The organism is Caulobacter sp. 73W, from assembly GCF_041021955.1.
Lineage (GTDB): Bacteria > Pseudomonadota > Alphaproteobacteria > Caulobacterales > Caulobacteraceae > Caulobacter.
Window position 1 is genome coordinate 3,692,568 of sequence record NZ_CP158375.1, and the last position, 19,028, is coordinate 3,711,595.

Sequence of the window (19,028 nt, forward strand, 5' to 3'; positions counted from 1 at the left end):
GATGACTGAGACCTTCACACTCAAGGGCCGCACCGGTGACTGGGAGATCGTTCTCGGTCTCGAGGTCCACGCCCAGGTGGCGTCCAACTCCAAGCTGTTCAGCGGCGCGGCCGTCGGCTTCGGCGCGGGTCCGAACGAGCAGGTCTCGCTCGTGGACGCGGCCATGCCCGGCATGCTGCCAGTGCTCAACAAGTTCTGCGTCGAGCAGGCGGTCCGCACGGGCCTGGGCCTGAAGGCGCAGATCAACCTGAAGAGCCGCTTCGACCGGAAGAACTACTTCTATCCGGACCTGCCGCAGGGCTACCAGATCAGCCAGTTCGAGTTCCCGATCGTGGGCGAGGGCGAAGTGACCGTCGATCGTATCGACGGGTCCAGCTTCACCGTGCGCATCGAGCGCCTGCACCTGGAACAGGACGCCGGCAAGTCGATCCACGACCTGGATCCGAAGGCGACCTATGTCGACCTGAACCGCTCGGGCACGGCGCTGATGGAGATCGTCAGCAAGCCGGACATGCGCTCGCCGGAAGACGCCGCCGCCTATGTGAAGAAGCTGCGCGCCATCCTGGTCACGCTGGGCACCTGCGACGGCGACATGGAGAAGGGCAATCTTCGCGCCGACGTGAACGTCTCGGTCTGCCGCCCCGGCGACTACGAGAAGTTCCGCGAGACGGGCAGCTTCAAGCATCTCGGCACGCGCTGCGAGATCAAGAACGTCAACAGCTACCGCTTCATCCAGCAGGCCATCAACTACGAGGCCCGTCGCCAGATCGAAATCCTCGAGGACGGCGGCAAGATCGACCAGGAAACCCGCCTGTTCGATCCGGGCAAGGGCGAGACGCGGTCGATGCGTTCCAAGGAAGAGGCGCACGACTATCGGTATTTCCCCGATCCGGACCTGCTGCCGCTGGAGATCGATCCGGCGTGGGTGAAGGCGATCGAGGCCGGCCTGCCGGAACTGCCGGACGCCAAGAAGGCGCGCCTGATGGGCGACTACGGCCTGTCGGCCTATGACGCCTCGGTGCTGACGTCGGACGGCGACGTGGCGGCCTTCTTCGAGGAAGCGGCCAAGGGCCGCGACGCCAAGCTGGTGGCCAACTGGACGCTGAACGACCTGATGGGCCGTCTGGGCAAGGACGGGCTTGAGATCACCGCTTCGCCGATCAGCGCCGCGGACATCGGCGCCCTGGTCGCCCTGATCGAGGACGGCACCATCTCGGGCAAGATCGCCCGGACGGTGTTCGACCACATGTGGGCGGGCGAGGGGGCTCCGGCCGCGATCGTCGAGAAGCACGGCCTGGTCCAGATCACCGACACCGGCGCCATCGAGGCGGCGGTGGACAAGCTGATCGCGGCCAATCCCGACAAGGCGGAAGCCGTGAAGGAAAAGCCGCAGGCCATCGGCTGGTTCGTCGGCCAGGTCATGAAGGAGACCGGCGGCAAGGCCAATCCGGCCGCCGTCAACGACATCCTGAAGGCGAAGCTGGGGCTCTGATCTCCCCGCTTCATCAGGCAAGTAAAAACGCCCCGGAGAGCGATCTCCGGGGCGTTCTTCTTGAGAGAATTCGACGACTGAATCGTAGCGAATTCAGAGACTAAACGGTGACTTCGACTACCTCGTGATGATGTCGAAGATCAGGCCCGAAGCGGCGGCCGCCAGCAGGTAGTCGTTGCCGGCCTGATACCAGTAGTAGCCCCGCGGCGGCGCCCGCAGACCGTAGCGGCCGTAGTCGTAGATGCGGTGGTCGCGGTAGTACGGCGGCAGGTAGCCGCCCTGACGCCAGGACGAGTAGCCCACGCTGAATCCCGGGCGGCCGTAGTAGGCCGACGGCGGCGGGCCGTAGAAGAAGCGGTTGTTCCAGTAGTAGCCGTTGTGGCGCCCGCGATCCCAGCGCCCGCTGTCGCGGTAGCCCTGGCGATAGCCGCGGTCGTAGTTGCGGCGGTCATCGCGGTATTCACGACGCCATTCGCGGCGGTCGCGCCGATCGTCCCAGCGGTCGCGCTCCCAGCGGGGCTGGGCGGCGACCTCGGTCGCCGTCACGGCGATGGGGCCGGCCACAGCGGCGGCTGCGGCGAGGGTCAGCAGCAGCTTTTTCATCGGTGACCTCTCCTTGTGCTAGGCGGCGGGGGCCGCGTCATTCGATGACGCCAAAATGGCAAGGGCCGCCTGAACCCCACCTGAACACGATCGTCAGCAACCGGACTTGCGGCGAAAGCCGCCATCGCCATGTTGAAGCGGCATGACAATCAGGAGCGCGCGCATGGCTGGCGAGATCGAGCTGCACTACTGGCCCACGCCGAACGGCTGGAAGATCTCCATCGCCCTGGAGGAGATGGGCCTGCCTTACCGGATGATCCCGGTGAACATCGGCAAGGGCGACCAGTTCGAACCCGGCTTCCAGGCCATCAGCCCCAACGGCCGCATGCCCGCCATCGTCGATCCCGACGGCCCGGACGGAAAGCCGGTCTCGATCTTCGAGTCCGGCGCGATCCTGCAGTACCTCGCCCGCAAGAGCGGCCAGTTCTACGGCGCGAACGCCCGCGACCAGATCGAGATCGACCAGTGGCTGTTCTGGCAGGTCGGCGGCCTGGGCCCCATGGCCGGCCAGACCCACCATTTCCGCCAGTACGCCCCGGCCATGATCCGAGACCAGCGGCAGGTCGCCTATGGCGCCATCCGCTACACCAACGAGACGCACCGCCTGTACGGCGTGCTGAACAAGCGCCTGGCGGATCGGGACTTCATCGCCGGCGACTATTCCATCGCCGACATGGCGTCCTGGCCCTGGGTCGTGCCCTGGAAGAACCAGGGAATCCAGATCGACGAGTTCTCGCATCTGAAGGCCTGGTTCGAGCGGGTGGGCGAACGCGCCGCCGTACAGACCGGCTACAAGCTGGGCGCGGAACTGCGCAATGCGGCCCTGGCGAACGCCGGCAAGGCCGGCGATCAGGCCCGCAGCGTCCTGTTCGGCCAGCGAGCGCGCTAGAATCGTGACGGATTAAGGTGTTCCGCGGTTAACCCTATGTTCAGCGACCCACGTCTTTGCTGAGCCTGACGGATGCCAGAAGGGCGTCCTGAACAAGGGACTGGGATCATGCTGGCGAGCATGGACATGGAAATGGTCGGGGAAATTCCTCTGCCGACCGCGGAATCCACCGGCGATGAGCTGTTCCGGATGGGGCTGCTCTATTCGACGGGGCAGGGCGGCGCGCCGCTCGACTACGTTTCGGCGCACATGCTGTTCAATCTGGCCGCCATGCGCGGTTCAATGGAAGCCAAGGTGTACCGCAAGGAGCTGAGCGCCGAGATGGACACCGACGAGGTGGCCGAGGCCCAGCGCGCCGCGCGCGAGTGGCTGCAGCAGGCCTGATCGGGCCGCTGACCTGACCGCCGATGGCCGCCGCGGCATCTGTCGCGGTGAACGAGACGATTTTCGCCTCGCGCGCGTTGCAACACCGTCGCGAACACGCTATCGGGACCAACCCCAAGCGGGGAGACGTGGCCGAGTGGCTGAAGGCACCGCTTTGCTAAAGCGACATACCTCTAAAGGGTATCGAGGGTTCGAATCCCTCCGTCTCCGCCAGCTTGGGGAAATCTCCATCCAGAAGCTTTTCGACCGGCGCTAGTCGCCGTCTACGCGCCTCGCGATGAGGCGCGGTCGCCGCGGCGTCGCCAGCGCAGGATCCCGGTGGTGAACAGCGCCAGCGGCGCGAACCCCACGATCACTCCCAGAATCCGCGTGGCCAGGCCGCCGACCGATGCGTCGTGCAAGGGGCGTAGCCAGTTGCTGACCGTGGTCGAGGCCGTGCCGTTGCGGGCGTCGTGCACCGCCAGGACCGTGCCGGAATACTGGTCCACGAAGACGAAGCTGTAGGGGAAGCGGTGGGTCGGATCGCCGGGGACCTGGGCCCGCACCCGGAACACGCCGTCGCCTGGGCCGGGGACATCGACCCAGGCTAACCGAGCGTCGGGCAGGGCGGCGTGGGCGGCGGCGAGCGCACGGCTGACGGGGACCTGTGTCCCGCTGGCCGTGGTCGAGGCGGGGGAGGGCACGGGAACCACCGGCGCGATGATCCTGTCGAGCAGCCAGTTCTTTTCCGCCGGCAGGCCGAGCAGCGCGCCGGTGCCGGACAGGATCAGCAGCAGGAAAAGGCTGCCCAGGCCGATCAGCTTGTGCAGGTCGTAAAGCCGCCGGATCGGCGAGGCGCGGGGCTTGTAGGCGATAGCCTTGCGCCAGCTGCCCCGCGGCCACCAGACCACCAGCCCGGTCAGCAGCAGGAACAGGGTGGCGACGCCCAGCCAGCCGACCACGATGTTGCCGACCGCTCCCGCCAGCAGGTTTCGGTGAACGTCGTAGAAGAAGGTCATGAGGTAGTCGCCCCACACGGCCTCGCGCAGCACCTGGCGGCCGTCAGGGCTGATCCAGACCATCAGCGGATCGGGGCCGGTATGGTGGTCGTGTCCTTCGCTCGGCGGATAGTAGCGGGCGGGGATGGCGCCCGGCTTTCCGGTGACCTCGAACGACCACTTGCCGGTCTCGCCCGGCCATTTGGCCTGGACCGTCCTGAGCGCCTCATCCCAGACGGGGGAGGACCAGCCGGGGGCCGACTGGTCCGTCTGGCCGCGAATGCCCGGGTGAAGCAGGCTGTCGATCTCGATGTAGAAGACCAGCAGCGAGCCCGTGAAGGCGATCACCACGAACGGCAGGCCGAGGATGAGCCCCAGCCACAGGTGAACCTGTCGAAGGATCGATCGAACTTTCTGGTTCATGCCCCGGCCCCCTCGTCTGATCGTCAGAACTTGCGCGACAGCGACAGTTCGACGGTGCGCGGCGCGCCGACGAAGACGAGATAGGACGAATAGCCCGACCAGTCGGCGTAGAGCGTGTCGGCCAGATTGCGGCCGCGCAGGGTGAGCGTTCCGAAGGCCGCGTCCCAGCTGACAGAGGCGTCGAGCACGGTGAAGGCGTCCACCTTCACCGTGTTGGCGTTCGACGTGTAGAAGGCGCCGTTGTGGCGAAGCGCTCCGGTGAACGTCAGGGGAAGCGAGTTGGGCGCATAGGTGACCACTAGGTCGGCCAGGCGTTCTGGCACGTTGGGCGGCCGATTGCCGGATCGGTCGGCGCCGCCGGCCTCGATCAGTTCATCGAACTCGGCCTCCATCGCGGTGGCGCCGAGCTCGACCCGCCATTCGTCGGTGACCGCCCAGTCCAGCGACAGTTCGACCCCGCGCGAGGTCTGGCTGCCGCCCTGGATGGTGATCGCCGGGTTGGAGGGATCGCGGGTCAGGATGTCGTCCTGGCGGATGTCGAACACCGAGGCGGTGATCTGCAGCCGGTCGTCCAGGGCCAGGGTCTTGAAGCCGATCTCGTAGGACTTGCCCATGCTGACGTCGAAGGCGGCGTTGGCCGCGCTCATGAACAGCAGGCCGCTGATCGGGGTCGCGGCGCGGGTGAACTGGCCATAGACCTGGGTCTTGGGGCGCAGGCTGTAGACCGCCCCGACGCGCCAGGAGACAGGGTCATAGTCCTGGGCGTAGGTGGAGGCGGCGCCGCTGATGACGCTGAGCACGCGGCGGTCCAGGCTGAAGTCGTCCACGCGGGCGCCGGCGACCAGCAGCAGCTTCGGCGTCAGGTTGAAAGCGTCCTCGACGAACACCGCGCGCGACTTCACATCGGCCCACACATCCTGGCGGGTGGCGAAGTTGGCCGGGGTGTCGGCTGGGAACGGGCCGCGCGCCGGGGCGTAGGGGTCGACTGACGTCGTGGTCCCGAAGCGCCGGACGGTGAAGAAGTCCGTTCCGCTGAACTCGACGCCCAGGGTGAACCGGTTGCGGCGTCCCGCCAGCGTCCCGTCATAGGCGGCGTGAAGGCGCTGGTTCCAGACCTGATGGTCGTGGTCGATCAGCGAGGTGAGGCGGTCGATACGGCCCGTGGCGGCGTTGAAGCTGTAGTCGTCGGAGTCGCGCCACTGCCGGTCGGAATCGTACCAGCTGGTGTCGCTGACGATCCGCCAGGCGTCGTTGAGCTGATGCTCCGCCCGGGCCCGCAGCCAGACCGACCGCGAATCCATGAGGCCGTCCTCGACGTCGTAGTTGCGGTCGCGAAGGGCCTTATCGAACACCAGGCCGGCGGAGCCCGAGACCAGGTCGGTCGGGCGCTGGTCCCTGGCGGCGGGCACCAGCGGCGTGCCGTAATAGGCGCTGGAGAACTCGTCCTCGAAATAGTCCGCCGACAGCGTCACCGACAGGCGGTCGGAAGGCTTCAGAAGCACCGCGACATTGGCGCCGAAGCTGTTTGACGCCGTGTCGTCGACCCAGCCGTCCGATCGGGAATAGACGAGGTCGGCGCGGACGGCGGCGCGGTCGCCGATCGGGGCGTTGAGGTCCCCGGCGATGCGATAGGTATCGAGGCTGCCGACGCTGCCGAAGACCTCGCCGAACATCTTGCCCAGCACGGGGCGACGCGGGACGAAGTTGATGGCGCCGGCTAGGGCGCCTTCGCCCGACGTCACCGAGGCCGGGCCCTTGATCACCTCGACCCGCTCGAACGACCAGGCGTCCCAGTTGCGCACCCCGACGTCGGAGTTGGGCATGCGAACGCCGTCATAGAGGTAGTTCACCGCGCGGTGGAAACCGCGCATGGACACCGAGCCGACCGAGCCGGGCAGGTTGCCCGAGGCGACGCCGGGGGCGGCGTTCATCGCCTCGATGGCGCTGCGCAGGCCCTGGATCTGGAAGTCCTCTTGGGTGAGGACGTCGATGGCAGCGGGGGTCTCGCGTTCGGTGAGGCCCAGGCGGCCGGTGACCTCGGCCTTGGTCTGCATCTGGCGGCCGGTGACGATGACGCCCTCGACCGAGGTGGGCGCGTCGCCGAGCGCATCAGCGTGGCAGACGGCGGGGAGAGCAGCGCCGATCAGGGCGCTGGAAGCAAGCAGAAGGGATTTCATAGCGGATCCTTCGGCGCACGCGGCGCCGTGACTGAACAGGCAACGACCCCAGCAAGCCGTGGTTCGGCTTGCGGGTTCAGACGCGGCTCGCGCGCCTGGGCTCAGATCAGTCGGGAAGGAGGCCCGCGGGCGGGCAGGGGCGGGCCGGAAAGGCCGCGTCCGGGAGAGACGGCGGGCTCCGCGGCCGGGGGGCGCTGGCGAAGGCCAGGCGTTCGACGGGCGCGACGCCGACGAGGGCTGGGGCTTCAGCGGCCGCGCCCTGGCCCGCGAACAAGCAGGGCGGCTGGTGCTTGAGCTTGGCGTCGTCGCCCTGGTCGTCGCCCAGATCGACGACCGCGCCCGGATCAATGGTAAGGGCCCCATGGCCGGTACAGATCACCAGCGGGAAGGGCAGCTCGTTCCGAGGCTCGGTCGAGATCATCATCCCGGCCGGGATGGTGATCTTCAGCGCAACCGCGATCATCGCCAGCGTCAGGCAGACGTGGCGCCAGAGGAGTCCGGCAGGGATTCCGCGATTGGTCACGCGGCGCTGCTAACGCAAGCCGAGCCGCAAGTCACGTCCCGTGCGCTCAGGTGATGAACGCGAACGGGGAGACGGGCTTGTTCATCTCGTCGACCAGCAGGGTGCGGTTGATCGGCGCGGCGGCGCGCTGCGGGCAGACCGGACGCTCACAGATCCGGCAGGCGGGGCCGACCTCCGTCACCGTCGGGCCGGCGAGGTCGAGGCCGCGCGCATGGACCAGCTTCGAGGCGTATTTCAGCTCGCATCCCAGACCGATGGCCAGCTCGTCCTCCTGGCCGGAATGCAGGCCGGCCACCCGGCGCACGGTGCGGGCCAGGGTGAAATAGCGCTCGCCGTCCGGGGTCTCGATGATCTGGGTGATCGTGCGGCCCGGGGTCTTGAAGCTGTCGTGGACGTTCCAGCGCGGGCAGGTGCCGCCGAACCGCGAGAAGGGAAAGGCGCCGGCTGCGAACCGCTTGGAGATGTTTCCCGCCGCATCGACGCGGACCATGAAGAACGGCACGCCCCGGCTGCCGGCGCGGCCCAGGGTTGTCAGCCGCTGGGCGGCCTGTTCGAAGCTGATGCCGAACCGGGCGCGGACCCGTTCGATGTCGTAGCCGCTGGTTTCCATCGCCTCCAGGAAAGGGGCGTAGGGGGTCATGATCGCGGCGGCCAGATAGTTGGCCAGGAAGACCTTCAGCAGCTGGCGCGTGGCGCGGTCCGGCGGGCTGAAGCGATCGGCCATGGCGTTGAGCTCGGCGCCGTGCTCCAGCAGTCCCAACTGATAGGCCATGGCGAAGGTGCGGCTGGCCGAGGACAGGGTCTCCGACACCATCAGGCGTTTGCGGTGGTGGTCGTAGCGGCGCAGCGAGGCGCTCATCACCTCGGCCGGCATGACCTTGGTCTGGACGCGATGCTCCTGCTGCAGCCGCTGGCGCAGGGAAGCGGCGAGGTCGTGGGGCTCCGCCGCCAGCGTCTTGCTGATCGCCTCGGCGGCGGCTTCCAGTTCCTCGAAATAGTTGCGGTGGGAGGCGGCCAGGTCGCGGACCCAGTCGGTGGGCTGCGAGGCGCCGGCGACGGTCTCGCCGTTGCGCTCCACCGCGCCCAGGTCGATGAGCCGGCCGCGATCCAGATAGCCGCGATAGAGGCGCATGATCGCCTCGGCCACGTCGGGCGAGGCCTCGAGCAGTTCGGCGATGTCGTGCCGGCTGACGCGGAGGTCGGCGAACATGCTGTCGGAGAACACCTCCTCCAGCCCCGCGCCGCCGCCGGGATCGTCCGCCGACAGGGAGCGCAGGTCGATGTCGAACGCCTCGGCCAGCCGCAGCAGAACCTGGGCGGTGACCGGCCGCTGGTTGCGCTCCAGCAGGTTCAGGTAGCTGGCGGAGACGCCCAGCTGTTCCGCCGTCGCGGCCTGGGTCAGGCCGAGGTCGCGGCGCAGTCTGCGCAGTCGTCCGCCGAGGAAGAGTTTCTTGTCGCCGGCCATGTGTCACCGTGTAAAGAATTTACACTAGTGACAGAGTAAAATCATTTCTAGTTGGCTTCAATAGGTTCGCCAGCCGCCGTCCGTCTCGCCAAGGTCGTGTCCACAAGAGGCCGCCTTGAGCGCCAGCAAGGGACGACGAGATGACGACGCGCAAAACCTATGCCGAGCACCGCGATGAACTGCTTCGCCGCTATCCGTCGGCCGTGACGCCGGGCGGCGTCGCGATCGACGACATCATCCAGCTGCGCCTGCAGAACACCTTCCCCACGCACCTGGACATCGCGCGGGCCATGGCCCCGGTCATGCGGGCGGACATGGCGGCCTATGACGCGGACTCGTCGAAGTTCACCCAGTCGCTGGGCTGCTGGTCGGGCTTCCACGCCCAGCAGATGATCAAGTCGGTCAAGCGCCTGCGCGGCACGACCAAGGGGGCTTATGTCTATCTGTCCGGCTGGATGGTCGCCGGCCTGCGCAATCGCTTCGGCCACCTGCCGGACCAGTCGATGCACGAGAAGACCTCGGTCGTCGATCTGATCGAGGAGATCTACGTCTCGCTGCGCCAGGCCGACGAGGTCGCGGTCAACGACCTGTTCAAGGCCCTGAAGCAGGCGCGGGAGGACGGCGACGCCGTCGCCCAGCAGGCGGCGATCAAGGCCATCGACAACTTCGAGACCCACGTCGTCCCGATCATCGCCGACATCGACGCCGGCTTCGGCAACGAGCACGCGACCTATCTTCTGGCCAAGGAGATGATCAAGGCCGGCGCCTGCTGCCTGCAGATCGAGAACCAGGTCTCGGACGCCAAGCAATGCGGCCACCAGGACGGCAAGGTCACGGTCCCGCGCGAGGACTTCATCGAGAAGCTGCGCGCCTGCCGCCTGGCCTTCGAGGAGCTGGGCGTCGACGACGGCGTCATCGTCGCCCGCACCGACAGCCTGGGCGCGGGCCTGACCCAGAAGGTGCCGGTCAGCCAGTCCGAAGGCGACCTGGCCGCCGACTACATCAAGTGGCTGAAGACCGAACCGATCACCACGGATGCCCCTCTGCGCGAGGGTGAGCTGGCGATCTACAAGGACGGCGACTTCGTCCGGCCGGTGCGCATGCCCAACGGGCTGTTCGCCTTCCAGGAAGGCTCGGGCCGCGCCCGCGTGGTCGAGGACTGCATCGCGTCGCTGACCGAGGGCGGCGCTGACCTGCTGTGGATCGAGACCGACACGCCGAACGTCGACGAGATCGCGGCCATGGTCGCGGAGATCCGCCAGGCCGTTCCGAACGCCAAGCTGACCTACAACAACTCGCCGTCGTTCAACTGGACCCTGAACCTGCGCAACCAGGTCCGCGCCCAGTGGGTGGCCGAGGGCAAGATCCATCCGGACAGCTATCCCGAGGGCGCGTCCCTGATGTCGGCGGAATTCGACGGCACGGACCTGGGCCGCGAGGCGGACGAACGCCTGGCCCGCTTCCAGGTCGACATCGCCGCCCGGGCCGGGGTGTTCCACAACCTGATCACCCTGCCGACCTTCCACCTGACGGCCAAGAGCATGGACGAGCTGTCGCGCGGGTACTTCGGCGAGGATCGCATGAAGGCCTACGTCAACTCGGTCCAGCGCGAGGAAATCCGTCGGGGCGTCTCGGCCGTGAAGCACCAGCACGAGGTCGGCTCGGACCTCGGCGACACCTTCAAGGAGATGGTCGCCGGCGAGCGCGCCCTGAAGGCCGGCGGCCACGGCAACACCATGAACCAGTTCGCAGCAGAGTAGGGAGCACGCACCATGGAACTGCAATTTTCCCCCACGCCGATGCCTGATTCCAGCGACGAGCAGCGCGCCGTCCACCGCGTCGCCGAGGCGGTCCACCGCCTCAACGAAGCGGTTCGCCGCGCCACGGAAGCAGGCTATTCCGTCGAACTGGTGCGGACCTCCCGCATCCACGACGGAGCGGGCAACTGGGGCGACCAGATCGTCCCGACCGTTCGTGGCGCGACCGCCGCGTCCTGATCTTCGGAGAGCCAAGAATGCCCCTGGACCACGCCGCCCATCATCAAATCGTCGGCCCCGTCGAAGGCCGCGCCGCCGAAGTGCTCACGCCCGAAGCGATCAGCTTCGTGGCTGACCTTCACCGCCGCTTCAACGCGCGGCGCAAGGCGCTGCTGGAGGCCCGCCAGGCCCGTCAGGCCCGCTTCGACGCGGGCGAGCTGCCGGACTTCCTGGCGGAGACGGCCGAGGTGCGGGCGGCGGACTGGGTGGTCGCCCCGCTGCCGGCCGACCTGCTGGACCGTCGGGTGGAGATCACCGGGCCGGTCGACCGCAAGATGATCATCAACGCGCTGAACAGCGGCGCGAAGGTGTTCATGGCCGACTTCGAGGACGCCACGGCGCCGACCTGGGACAACGTCGTCTCCGGCCAGGTGAACCTGAAGGATCGCTGGGCCGGCTCGCTGTCCCACACCGATCCGAAGTCGGGCAAGTCCTACGCCCTGGGGGCGAACCCGGCCGTCCTGCTGGTGCGGCCGCGCGGCTGGCACCTGCCGGAGCGGCACATGGAGGTGGATGGCGAGGCTGTCAGCGGCGCGCTGTTCGACTTCGGGCTCTACGTCTTCCACAACGCCCACGCCGCTCTGGCGCAGGGTTCGGGGCCTTACTTCTATCTGCCCAAGCTGGAGAGCCATCTCGAGGCGCGGCTGTGGAACGACGTCTTCGTCCACGCCCAGCAGGCGCTCGACATCCCGCAGGGTTCGATCAAGGCCACCGTGCTGATCGAGACCATCCCCGCGGCGTTCGAGATGGACGAGATCCTCTATGAACTGCGCGAGCATGCCGCCGGTCTGAATTGCGGCCGCTGGGACTACATCTTCTCGTTCATCAAGCGCCTGGGGCGGCGGGCCGAATTCCTGACCCCCGACCGGTCGGCCATGGTCATGGGCAAGGCGTTCCTCGGCGCCTATTCGCTGAAGCTGATCCAGACCTGCCACCGCCGCGGCGCCTTCGCCATGGGCGGCATGGCGGCCCAGATTCCGGTCAAGGACGACCCGGCCGCCAACGCCGCCGCCTTCGATCGCGTGCGGGCCGACAAGGAGCGTGAGGCCAACGCCGGCCACGACGGCACCTGGGTGGCGCATCCGGACCTGGTTCCGGTCGCCCTGGAGGTGTTCGACCGCGTGATGCCGCAGCCCAACCAACTGGACCGCAAGCTGGAGGACGTGCGCATCAGCCAGCAGGAGATGCTGCAGCTCCACGACGGGCAGCGTTCCGAAGCCGGCGTGCGCGAGAGCATCCGGGTCGGCGTCCGCTATACCGAAGCCTGGCTGGCCGGGCGGGGCGCCGTGCCGCTGTACAACCTGATGGAGGATGCGGCGACGGCCGAGATCTGCCGCACGCAGCTGTGGCAGTGGGTGCGCCTGGGCGCGCGGCTGGACGACGGCCGCCTGATCGACCGGGCCCTGTTCGACCAGCTGCTGGCCGAAGAGGTCGCCGAGATCCAGGCCCGCTTCAAGTCGGAGCGCCTGGACGCGGCGGTCGACCTCTTCTCGCGGATGGTGCTGGCGGAGGAACTGGAAGAGTTCCTGACCCTGCCGGCCTATGAACTGATCGTCTGAGCGGACGCGACGGGAGCGGCGGCGCTGCTCCCGTCCTTTTCCGAGTTGGCCTTTCCGTCGTCAGGCGCCGCCGAACCGCTTGGTCAAGACCACGCTGACCGTGCGGGGGCTGGGCGGGTTGTTGAAGGGATCAAAGCCCAGAACGCCGTCGACCACGGTCGGCGGCCTTTGGGTGAAGGCGTTGGCAACGACGATCTGAAGCTCGCTGTCGGCAAGCCAGGGCTTGTTTGACCGGACGCCCAGATCGAAACCGACGAACAGGGCGGTGGTCGTGAAGGAGCCGAGCTTGCGCGGTGTGCGGCCGGCGCGATTGTCGGTGAAGCCGTCCACATAGTTCACCACCGCGCCGACCGAGAAGCCGTCGCGTCCCCAGAGGGCCGTGCCGTTGAGGCGCAGGTCGGAGGGCTGGGCGTAGCCGTCGAGGCGAGAGATGGCTTCGCCGCCCGGCGCCTTCAGATCCAGGTTGAGGATGTACTGGCCGGTGATCTTGAAACTGGCCTGGCCATCGAACAGCGGCCTGTCATAGGCGAGGTCGAAATCGAAACCGTCGGTGGATTCGACGCCGAAGTTCTGCGCCCGAATGTCGGCGATCACCTGCACCTGGGACAGGATGTCCAGCGGCACGGCCGCAGCGTTGTCGTACAGGACCAGCTCTCCGCCGGCCACGAAAGGCAGGTTGGATGAGAAGCGGCGGAAGACGGCGGGGTTGTTCACGACCTGCCGCACCTGCTCCAGACTCGGCTTGGCGACATTGAAGACCTGCATGTCCTTCAGCATCGCGGCGTCGTCTTGCGAGGGGACGCCCACCCGGCCGGATATCTTGATCCGGTAGTAGTTGGCCTTGACCATCAGGCCGGGCGCAAAGCTGGGGGCATAGTCGAAGCCGACCGTGAACGTGTCGGCGTCCTGGGTGCGAAGATCGGGATTGGCGCCGGCCCGGTACAGAACCACGGCGTTGCCCGCGGCCAGGGCGGGGTTCTGATCCGCGGGGTTGAGAAATCCGTACCGATTATCCCAGAAGCTGACCTGCTCGGCGATGCCGATGGTGTCCCGGAAGCGCGGCACAAGGAACGAGCGCGCATAGGTCCCGCGAAGGGCCAGGGAGCGGTCGATCTGCCAGCGCAGCCCGATCTTCGGAGCCAGGGCCTCGTCGGCGCCGATGTCCTCGTAGCGGGCGGCGGCGGACAGGGTCAGCGCCCGCATGAGCGGGAGGTTCTGCTCTGGCCCGATGACGGGGACGTTCAACTCGCCAAAGACCGACTTCACCTTCCGCGTCGCGCCGTTGCGGTTGAAGAAGATCGTCGCGTCCGTCCACAGCTTCTCGGATCGGAACTGCGCGCCGCCGGCGGCCAGGACCGGGCCGGCCGGCAGGGTGAAGAGGGCGGTCTGGCCGGTGAGGTCGGCGACGAACAGCGTGTTGGTGTAGCGCCGGGCGCTGGCCAGGCGAGGACCCGTGAAGGCTTGGCTCTTGCTGCGGTTGCGGTGGTAGTCGAGGTTCAGGTCGATGGAGGTCGCGCCTTCGCCCTGCCAGCGCGCGCCGTTGTAGACGGAGTAGCCGCTCGTCATGGCCTTGAAGTGGCGATTGCTCCGCGGCTCATCGACATAGATCTGGCGGGCGTCGCGGTCGCGCTGGAAGGTCGAGGCGTCGGACCAGATGGTGAAGTGGCCGAACCGCTGCTTGAAGCCGGCATAGAGCCCGCCAAGATCCTCACCCGGCAGCTGGGTGATCTGCAGCTCGTGGCCAGAGACCATGATCGGCTCGTCCACGAAGGGCGAGCGCGACTGGTACATGGCCATGCCGTAGACCTCGCCGCTGTCCCAGGATTGGCCGCCCAGCACGCTGGCCTCCCAGTTGCCCGCGCCGGTCTGGGTTGTGGCCGAGCCGCGCAGGCGGACCTCGACGCCGTCGGGCGCGTCGCGGGTGACGATGTTGACCACCCCGGCCACCGCGTCCGCGCCATATGTAGCCGAAGCCCCGTCCGGGATGATGTCGATGCGCTTGATGAGCGCCGAGGGGATGACCGAGACGGTCGGTGCTTCGACCATGCCGACCGCCGGCAGGCGACGGCCGTTCAGCAAGGTCAGGGTCGCATCGGACGCCAGGCCTCGCAGAGAGAAGCTCGCGAAGCCGTCGAACTGGTTGTAGGCCGTGCCCCGCCCCAAGGTGGAGCCGACCTGCGCGGCGCTGCTGCCGAAGTCGCTCAGATCACCCGTGAAGTTCTGCGGGATGGTCAGCATGTACTCCGACACCGAACCCGCGCCGGAGTGGACGATGTCGGCCTGGCCATGGGTGAAGAGGGGGCTGGCCATGTACTCCTTCGGCAGGCTGCGGATCAGCGAACCGGTGACGACGAGGGCGTCGACATCGCCTTCCTCATCGGGTGCGGACGCCGCTTGCGGGCGACCCGTCGCGCGCGAAACTTCCCGAGCGTCCTGGGCTGAGGCTCCCGCGGCCCCGCTGATCAAGGACGCTGCTGCAAACCCACTGACGATGAAACGACGCACGACTGATGCCCCCAGAATGATTCTGTTATGTTATAACGTCCTATTTCTGGGATTGAGCCGATGTCAACCGACGTGGGCATGGCAAGTCGGGCGCACGCGCGGATTGCGCGTCGCCTGACGAGGACTGCATTTCGGGGAGGCAGAGCGGCGCGCTGAGGCGCAGGCGCTAGGCGGCGGGGCCGGCTTTGCCGAACCGGAACTCAGCCGCCAGGCTGGTCAGGGCGGCGAGGGTGAAGCCGGCGGTGACGAAGCAGGCGGGGCAATGGCCGGCGAACGCGAAGGCGTCCTGCGGCGAGGCGCACAGCGGTCCCGCCATCAGGCGCGGCGCGGCCTGCCAGAACGCGACGGTCCAGCTGACGACCGACGCGGTGGCGAACCACGGGGTGAGCTGGCGGGGAAGTTGGGCGTGGATCGCCGGCATTGGGGACTCCCAGGAGGACGCCCCTACATTCACCAGTGGGCCGAGCTCGGCTTTGACAAGGATCAATGTGGGTTGGGGGCCATCATGAGACTCGGCGGTGAGGTTCGCTCAACGGAGTCCGAATGTCCGCCCCGCCCATCAAAGCCAACGCCGGCCCACCCGCCGGTTCGGCAACACTACTCGTCTTCTCCGTTGTCGGAGCCATCCTGGCGATCATAGGCGCGGGCGTAAGCACCGATCCTATCTTCCGCCTGCAGTTCGAGACGATCACCCTGGCCGGCGTGATCGCCGCCTTCGTGCTGAACGCGAAGCTGTCGGGCGGCACGCTGATCGACGCGCCCAACAAGTACTCGGACAACGTCATCAAGGCGGGCGTCATCGCCACCATGTTCTGGGCCGCCGCCGGCCTGCTGGCGGGGGTGGTCATCGCCGCGCAGCTGTCCTGGCCGCGGATCTTCTATTTCCCTGAACTGGGCTTCCTGAACTTCGGCCGCCTGCGGCCGCTGCACACCTCGGCGGTGATCTTCGCGTTCGGCGGCAACGCCCTGATCGCGACGTCCTTCTGGGTCGTCCAGCGCACCTGCAAGGCGCGTCTGGCGGGCGGCATCGCGCCGTGGTTCGTGTTTTGGGGCTACCAGCTGTTCATCGTGCTGGCCGCGACCGGCTATCTGATGGGCGCGACCCAGGGCAAGGAATACGCCGAGCCCCAGTGGTACACCGACCTGTGGCTGACCATCGTCTGGGTCGCCTATCTGCTGGTGTTCCTGGGCACGATCTGGAAGCGCAAGGAGCCGCATATCTATGTGGCCAACTGGTTCTACCTGGCGTTCATCGTCACCATCGCCCTGCTGCACCTGGTCAACAACGCCGGCGTTCCGGTCGGCCTGCTGAACCACCGTTCCTACGGCGTCTTCGCCGGGGTCCAGGACGCCCTGACCCAGTGGTGGTACGGCCACAACGCCGTCGGCTTCTTCCTGACCGCCGGCTTCCTGGCCATGATGTACTACTTCGTGCCCAAGCGCGTTGAGCGGCCGGTCTACAGCTATCGCCTGTCGATCGTGCACTTCTGGTCGCTGATCTTCATCTACATCTGGGCCGGCCCGCACCACCTGCACTACACGGCCCTGCCACAGTGGGCGCAGACCCTGGGCATGACCTTCTCGATCATGCTGTGGATGCCGTCCTGGGGCGGCATGATCAACGGCCTGATGACCCTGTCGGGGGCGTGGGACAAGCTGCGCACCGACCCGGTGGTCCGCATGATGGTCGTCGCCATCGCCTTCTACGGCATGGCCACCTTCGAAGGCCCGGTGATGTCGATCCGCGCGGTCAACGCGCTGAGCCACTACACCGACTGGACCATCGGTCACGTCCACTCCGGCGCCCTGGGCTGGAACGGCTTCATCACCTTCGGCGCGCTCTACTGCCTGGTGCCCTGGCTTTGGAAGAAGCCCGGCATGTACTCGAACAAGCTGATCGAGTGGCACTTCTGGATCGCGACCACCGGCATCCTTCTCTACATCGCCGCGATGTGGGTGTCGGGCATCATGGAAGGCCTGATGTGGCGCGAATACACGCCCGAAGGTTTCCTGGCCTACAGCTTCATCGAGACGGTGTCGGCCAAGCATATCGAGAACGTCATCCGCACCATCGGCGGCCTGATGTTCCTGATCGGCGCCCTGATCATGATCTTCAACATCTGGAAGACGATCACGACCCCCAGCCCTGAAGCGGCTGGGACTGAACTGGCCGACGACCTGTCGACCATTCCCGCCAACGCGATCGCCTGAGGTTCCGATGTCTCACTGGAAACACCACGCCAAGTTCGAACGGCATTCGCTGCTGCTCGTCCTCGGCATCGTCGTGGTCGTCTCGATCGGCGGCCTTGTGGAGATCGCTCCGCTATTCTGGCTGAAGAGCACGGTCGAGAAGGTGGAGGGCGTTCGTCCCTACACCCCGCTCGAACAGGCCGGGCGCGACATCTATGTCCGCGAGGGCTGCTACGTCTGCCACTCGCAGATGGTTCGTCCCCTGCGTGACGAGGTCGAGCGCTACGGCCACTACAGCCTGGCGGCCGAGAGCATGTACGACCACCCCTTCCAATGGGGCTCCAAGCGCACGGGCCCCGACCTGGCGCGCGGGGGCGGGAAGTACTCGGACGCCTGGCACCGCGACCACCTGATCGACCCGCGCTCGGTCGTGCCAGAATCCGTCATGCCGCCCTACAAGTTCCTGGCGGAGAAGGAGCTCGACTACCACGACATCGGCGATCGCATGAGGGCGCTGCGCGTGGTGGGGGCGCCCTACAGCGACGAGGACATCGCCAAGGCCAAGCAGGACCTGCAGGCCCAGGCCGACCCCTACTCGGCCGACGCCATCGATCTGCGCAAGCGCTACGGCGACAAGGTGGTCAACCGCGACTTCGACGGCGATCCCAACAAGATCACCGAGATGGACGCCGTCATCGCCTACCTGCAGATGCTCGGCACGCTGGTCGACTTCAACTCCTACAAGGCCCAGGCCCCGGAGAACCGTCGATGAACCTCTCCTACGAAACCGTCGCCCGGTTCGCCCAGCAGGCGGGGCTGGTCTATTTCGGCCTGATCTTCCTCGCCGGCTGCGCCTACGCCCTGCTGCCTTCCAAGAAGGCCGAATTTCAACACGCCGCGCGCATGCCGCTGGATGATGAGGAGCTGCTCTGATGGCGCTCGAACGCGAAACTGACGAAGTCACCGGCGTCGAGACCACCGGCCACGAGTGGGACGGCATCCGCGAGCTGGACAACCCGCTGCCGCGCTGGTGGCTGTGGGTCTGGTACGGCAGCATCGTCTGGGCGATCGCCTACTGGGTGGTGATGCCGGCCTGGCCTGGTCTGACCGGCTACACCAAGGGCCTGCTCAACCACTCCGACCGGGCCGACGTGGCCCGCGAACTGACCGCCTTGGAGATGCAGCGCGGGGAGGGGGCGGCCATGCTGCGCACGGCCAGCCTCCAGCAGATCGAAAGCGATCCCAAGCTGCAGGCCTATTCGCAACAGGTCGGCCAATCCGTCTTCGGCGACAACTGCGCCACCTGCCACGGCATCGGCGGCACGGGCGGCAAGGGCTATCCGAACCTGCGCGACGACGTGTGGCTGTGGGGCGGTTCGCTGGAGGACATCGAGCACACCCTGAAGGTGGGCATCCGATCGGGTCACCCGGACGCGCGCATCTCCCAGATGCCGGCCTTCGGCCGTGACGAGATGCTGCCGCCGGCGATGATCAACGACATGACCGAGTACGTGGTCAAACTGTCGGGGCGTCCCGCGGACGCCGCCGCCGTGGCGCGCGCCGCTCCGGTCTTCGCCGAGCAGTGTGTCGCCTGTCACGGCGCGGACGGTCGCGGCGTCGTCGCGGTCGGCGGTCCTGACCTGACGGACAGCGAGTGGCTCTACGGTTCCGACCGTGAGTTGATCCACGAGCAGATCCACTCGGGCAAGGGCGGCGTCATGCCCGCCTGGAGCGGTCGTCTGAGCCCTGAGACGATCAAGGCGCTGGCCGTCTACATCCACGCCAATGCGGGTGGTCAGTAAGGG

Annotated in this window: 17 protein-coding genes and 1 tRNA gene; 11 read left to right on the top strand and 7 right to left on the bottom strand. The window is 67.2% G+C overall.

Going from position 1 to position 19,028, the window contains the following annotated elements; all coding sequences use genetic code 11:
- Position 1: 1 nt before the first annotated feature.
- Positions 2–1,492: an Asp-tRNA(Asn)/Glu-tRNA(Gln) amidotransferase subunit GatB gene (gene gatB / locus ABOZ73_RS17655; RefSeq protein ID WP_369059409.1), complete on the top strand. Its 1,491-nt coding sequence runs from the start codon at positions 2–4 to the stop codon at positions 1,490–1,492.
- Between the two features lie 117 nt (positions 1,493–1,609).
- Here the strand turns inward: gatB and ABOZ73_RS17660 are convergent, their stop codons facing one another.
- Complete coding sequence (locus ABOZ73_RS17660; protein ID WP_369059410.1) at positions 1,610–2,095, bottom strand: RcnB family protein; 486 nt, start codon at positions 2,093–2,095, stop codon at positions 1,610–1,612.
- A gap of 163 nt (positions 2,096–2,258) precedes the next feature.
- On the opposite strand from ABOZ73_RS17660, the gene ABOZ73_RS17665 reads away from it, so the two are divergent.
- The 3 genes from ABOZ73_RS17665 to ABOZ73_RS17675 all read left to right on the top strand — a co-directional run bounded on the left by ABOZ73_RS17665 (position 2,259) and on the right by ABOZ73_RS17675 (position 3,581).
- Positions 2,259–2,984, top strand: a complete 726-nt coding sequence (locus tag ABOZ73_RS17665; protein ID WP_369059411.1) for a glutathione S-transferase N-terminal domain-containing protein — start codon at positions 2,259–2,261, stop codon at positions 2,982–2,984.
- A gap of 108 nt (positions 2,985–3,092) precedes the next feature.
- Positions 3,093–3,368 carry a sel1 repeat family protein gene (locus tag ABOZ73_RS17670; RefSeq protein WP_369059412.1) on the top strand — a complete coding sequence of 92 codons (276 nt, stop codon included), beginning with the start codon at positions 3,093–3,095 and terminating at the stop codon, positions 3,366–3,368.
- Between the two features lie 122 nt (positions 3,369–3,490).
- Positions 3,491–3,581 (top strand) — tRNA-Ser (locus ABOZ73_RS17675).
- A gap of 50 nt (positions 3,582–3,631) precedes the next feature.
- Here ABOZ73_RS17675 and ABOZ73_RS17680 read toward each other — a convergent pair.
- The 4 genes from ABOZ73_RS17680 to ABOZ73_RS17695 all read right to left on the bottom strand — a co-directional run bounded on the left by ABOZ73_RS17680 (position 3,632) and on the right by ABOZ73_RS17695 (position 8,933).
- On the bottom strand, positions 3,632–4,768 hold the full coding sequence (locus ABOZ73_RS17680; RefSeq protein WP_369059413.1) for a PepSY-associated TM helix domain-containing protein: 1,137 nt from the start codon (positions 4,766–4,768) through the stop codon (positions 3,632–3,634).
- Between the two features lie 23 nt (positions 4,769–4,791).
- Positions 4,792–6,945 (bottom strand): TonB-dependent receptor, encoded by a 2,154-nt coding sequence (locus ABOZ73_RS17685; protein WP_369059414.1) that lies wholly within the window; start codon positions 6,943–6,945, stop codon positions 4,792–4,794.
- Positions 6,946–7,051: 106 nt separating this feature from the next.
- On the bottom strand, positions 7,052–7,468 hold the full coding sequence (locus ABOZ73_RS17690; RefSeq protein WP_369059415.1) for a hypothetical protein: 417 nt from the start codon (positions 7,466–7,468) through the stop codon (positions 7,052–7,054).
- 46 nt (positions 7,469–7,514) lie between these two features.
- A complete protein-coding gene (locus ABOZ73_RS17695) occupies positions 7,515–8,933 on the bottom strand; it encodes a short-chain fatty acyl-CoA regulator family protein (protein ID WP_369059416.1) in 1,419 nt (472 codons plus the stop codon).
- A 140-nt stretch (positions 8,934–9,073) separates the two neighbouring features.
- On the opposite strand from ABOZ73_RS17695, the gene ABOZ73_RS17700 reads away from it, so the two are divergent.
- From ABOZ73_RS17700 to aceB, 3 genes are read left to right on the top strand one after another with little or no spacing between them, the layout of a single operon-like run.
- Complete coding sequence (locus ABOZ73_RS17700) at positions 9,074–10,693, top strand: isocitrate lyase (RefSeq protein ID WP_369059417.1); 1,620 nt, start codon at positions 9,074–9,076, stop codon at positions 10,691–10,693.
- A 12-nt stretch (positions 10,694–10,705) separates the two neighbouring features.
- On the top strand, positions 10,706–10,930 hold the full coding sequence (locus ABOZ73_RS17705) for a hypothetical protein (protein ID WP_369059418.1): 225 nt from the start codon (positions 10,706–10,708) through the stop codon (positions 10,928–10,930).
- Positions 10,931–10,947: 17 nt separating this feature from the next.
- Positions 10,948–12,528: a malate synthase A gene (gene aceB, locus ABOZ73_RS17710; protein ID WP_369059419.1), complete on the top strand. Its 1,581-nt coding sequence runs from the start codon at positions 10,948–10,950 to the stop codon at positions 12,526–12,528.
- A 60-nt stretch (positions 12,529–12,588) separates the two neighbouring features.
- Here aceB and ABOZ73_RS17715 read toward each other — a convergent pair whose 3' ends face one another.
- Together ABOZ73_RS17715 and ABOZ73_RS17720 are read right to left on the bottom strand one after the other, a co-directional pair.
- Positions 12,589–14,838, bottom strand: a complete 2,250-nt coding sequence (locus ABOZ73_RS17715) for a TonB-dependent receptor plug domain-containing protein (protein WP_369059420.1) — start codon at positions 14,836–14,838, stop codon at positions 12,589–12,591.
- A 361-nt stretch (positions 14,839–15,199) separates the two neighbouring features.
- Positions 15,200–15,454 carry a hypothetical protein gene (locus ABOZ73_RS17720; RefSeq protein WP_369059421.1) on the bottom strand — a complete coding sequence of 85 codons (255 nt, stop codon included), beginning with the start codon at positions 15,452–15,454 and terminating at the stop codon, positions 15,200–15,202.
- A 122-nt stretch (positions 15,455–15,576) separates the two neighbouring features.
- Between ABOZ73_RS17720 and ccoN the strand changes: the two genes are divergently transcribed.
- The 4 genes from ccoN to ccoP are packed head-to-tail and all read left to right on the top strand — an operon-like array spanning position 15,577 to position 19,025.
- The gene (gene ccoN, locus ABOZ73_RS17725; protein ID WP_369059422.1) at positions 15,577–17,244 is read left to right on the top strand and encodes a cytochrome-c oxidase, cbb3-type subunit I; all 1,668 of its coding nucleotides are present in this window, start codon (positions 15,577–15,579) and stop codon (positions 17,242–17,244) included.
- Between the two features lie 7 nt (positions 17,245–17,251).
- On the top strand, positions 17,252–17,995 hold the full coding sequence (gene ccoO, locus ABOZ73_RS17730; RefSeq protein ID WP_369059423.1) for a cytochrome-c oxidase, cbb3-type subunit II: 744 nt from the start codon (positions 17,252–17,254) through the stop codon (positions 17,993–17,995).
- Positions 17,992–18,156, top strand: coding sequence for a cbb3-type cytochrome c oxidase subunit 3 (locus tag ABOZ73_RS17735; protein WP_369059424.1), 165 nt, complete (start codon positions 17,992–17,994; stop codon positions 18,154–18,156). The genes ccoO and ABOZ73_RS17735 overlap by 4 nt, the downstream gene beginning before the upstream one ends.
- The gene (gene ccoP, locus ABOZ73_RS17740; protein WP_369059425.1) at positions 18,156–19,025 is read left to right on the top strand and encodes a cytochrome-c oxidase, cbb3-type subunit III; all 870 of its coding nucleotides are present in this window, start codon (positions 18,156–18,158) and stop codon (positions 19,023–19,025) included. The genes ABOZ73_RS17735 and ccoP overlap by 1 nt, the downstream gene beginning before the upstream one ends.
- Positions 19,026–19,028 lie beyond the last annotated feature (3 nt).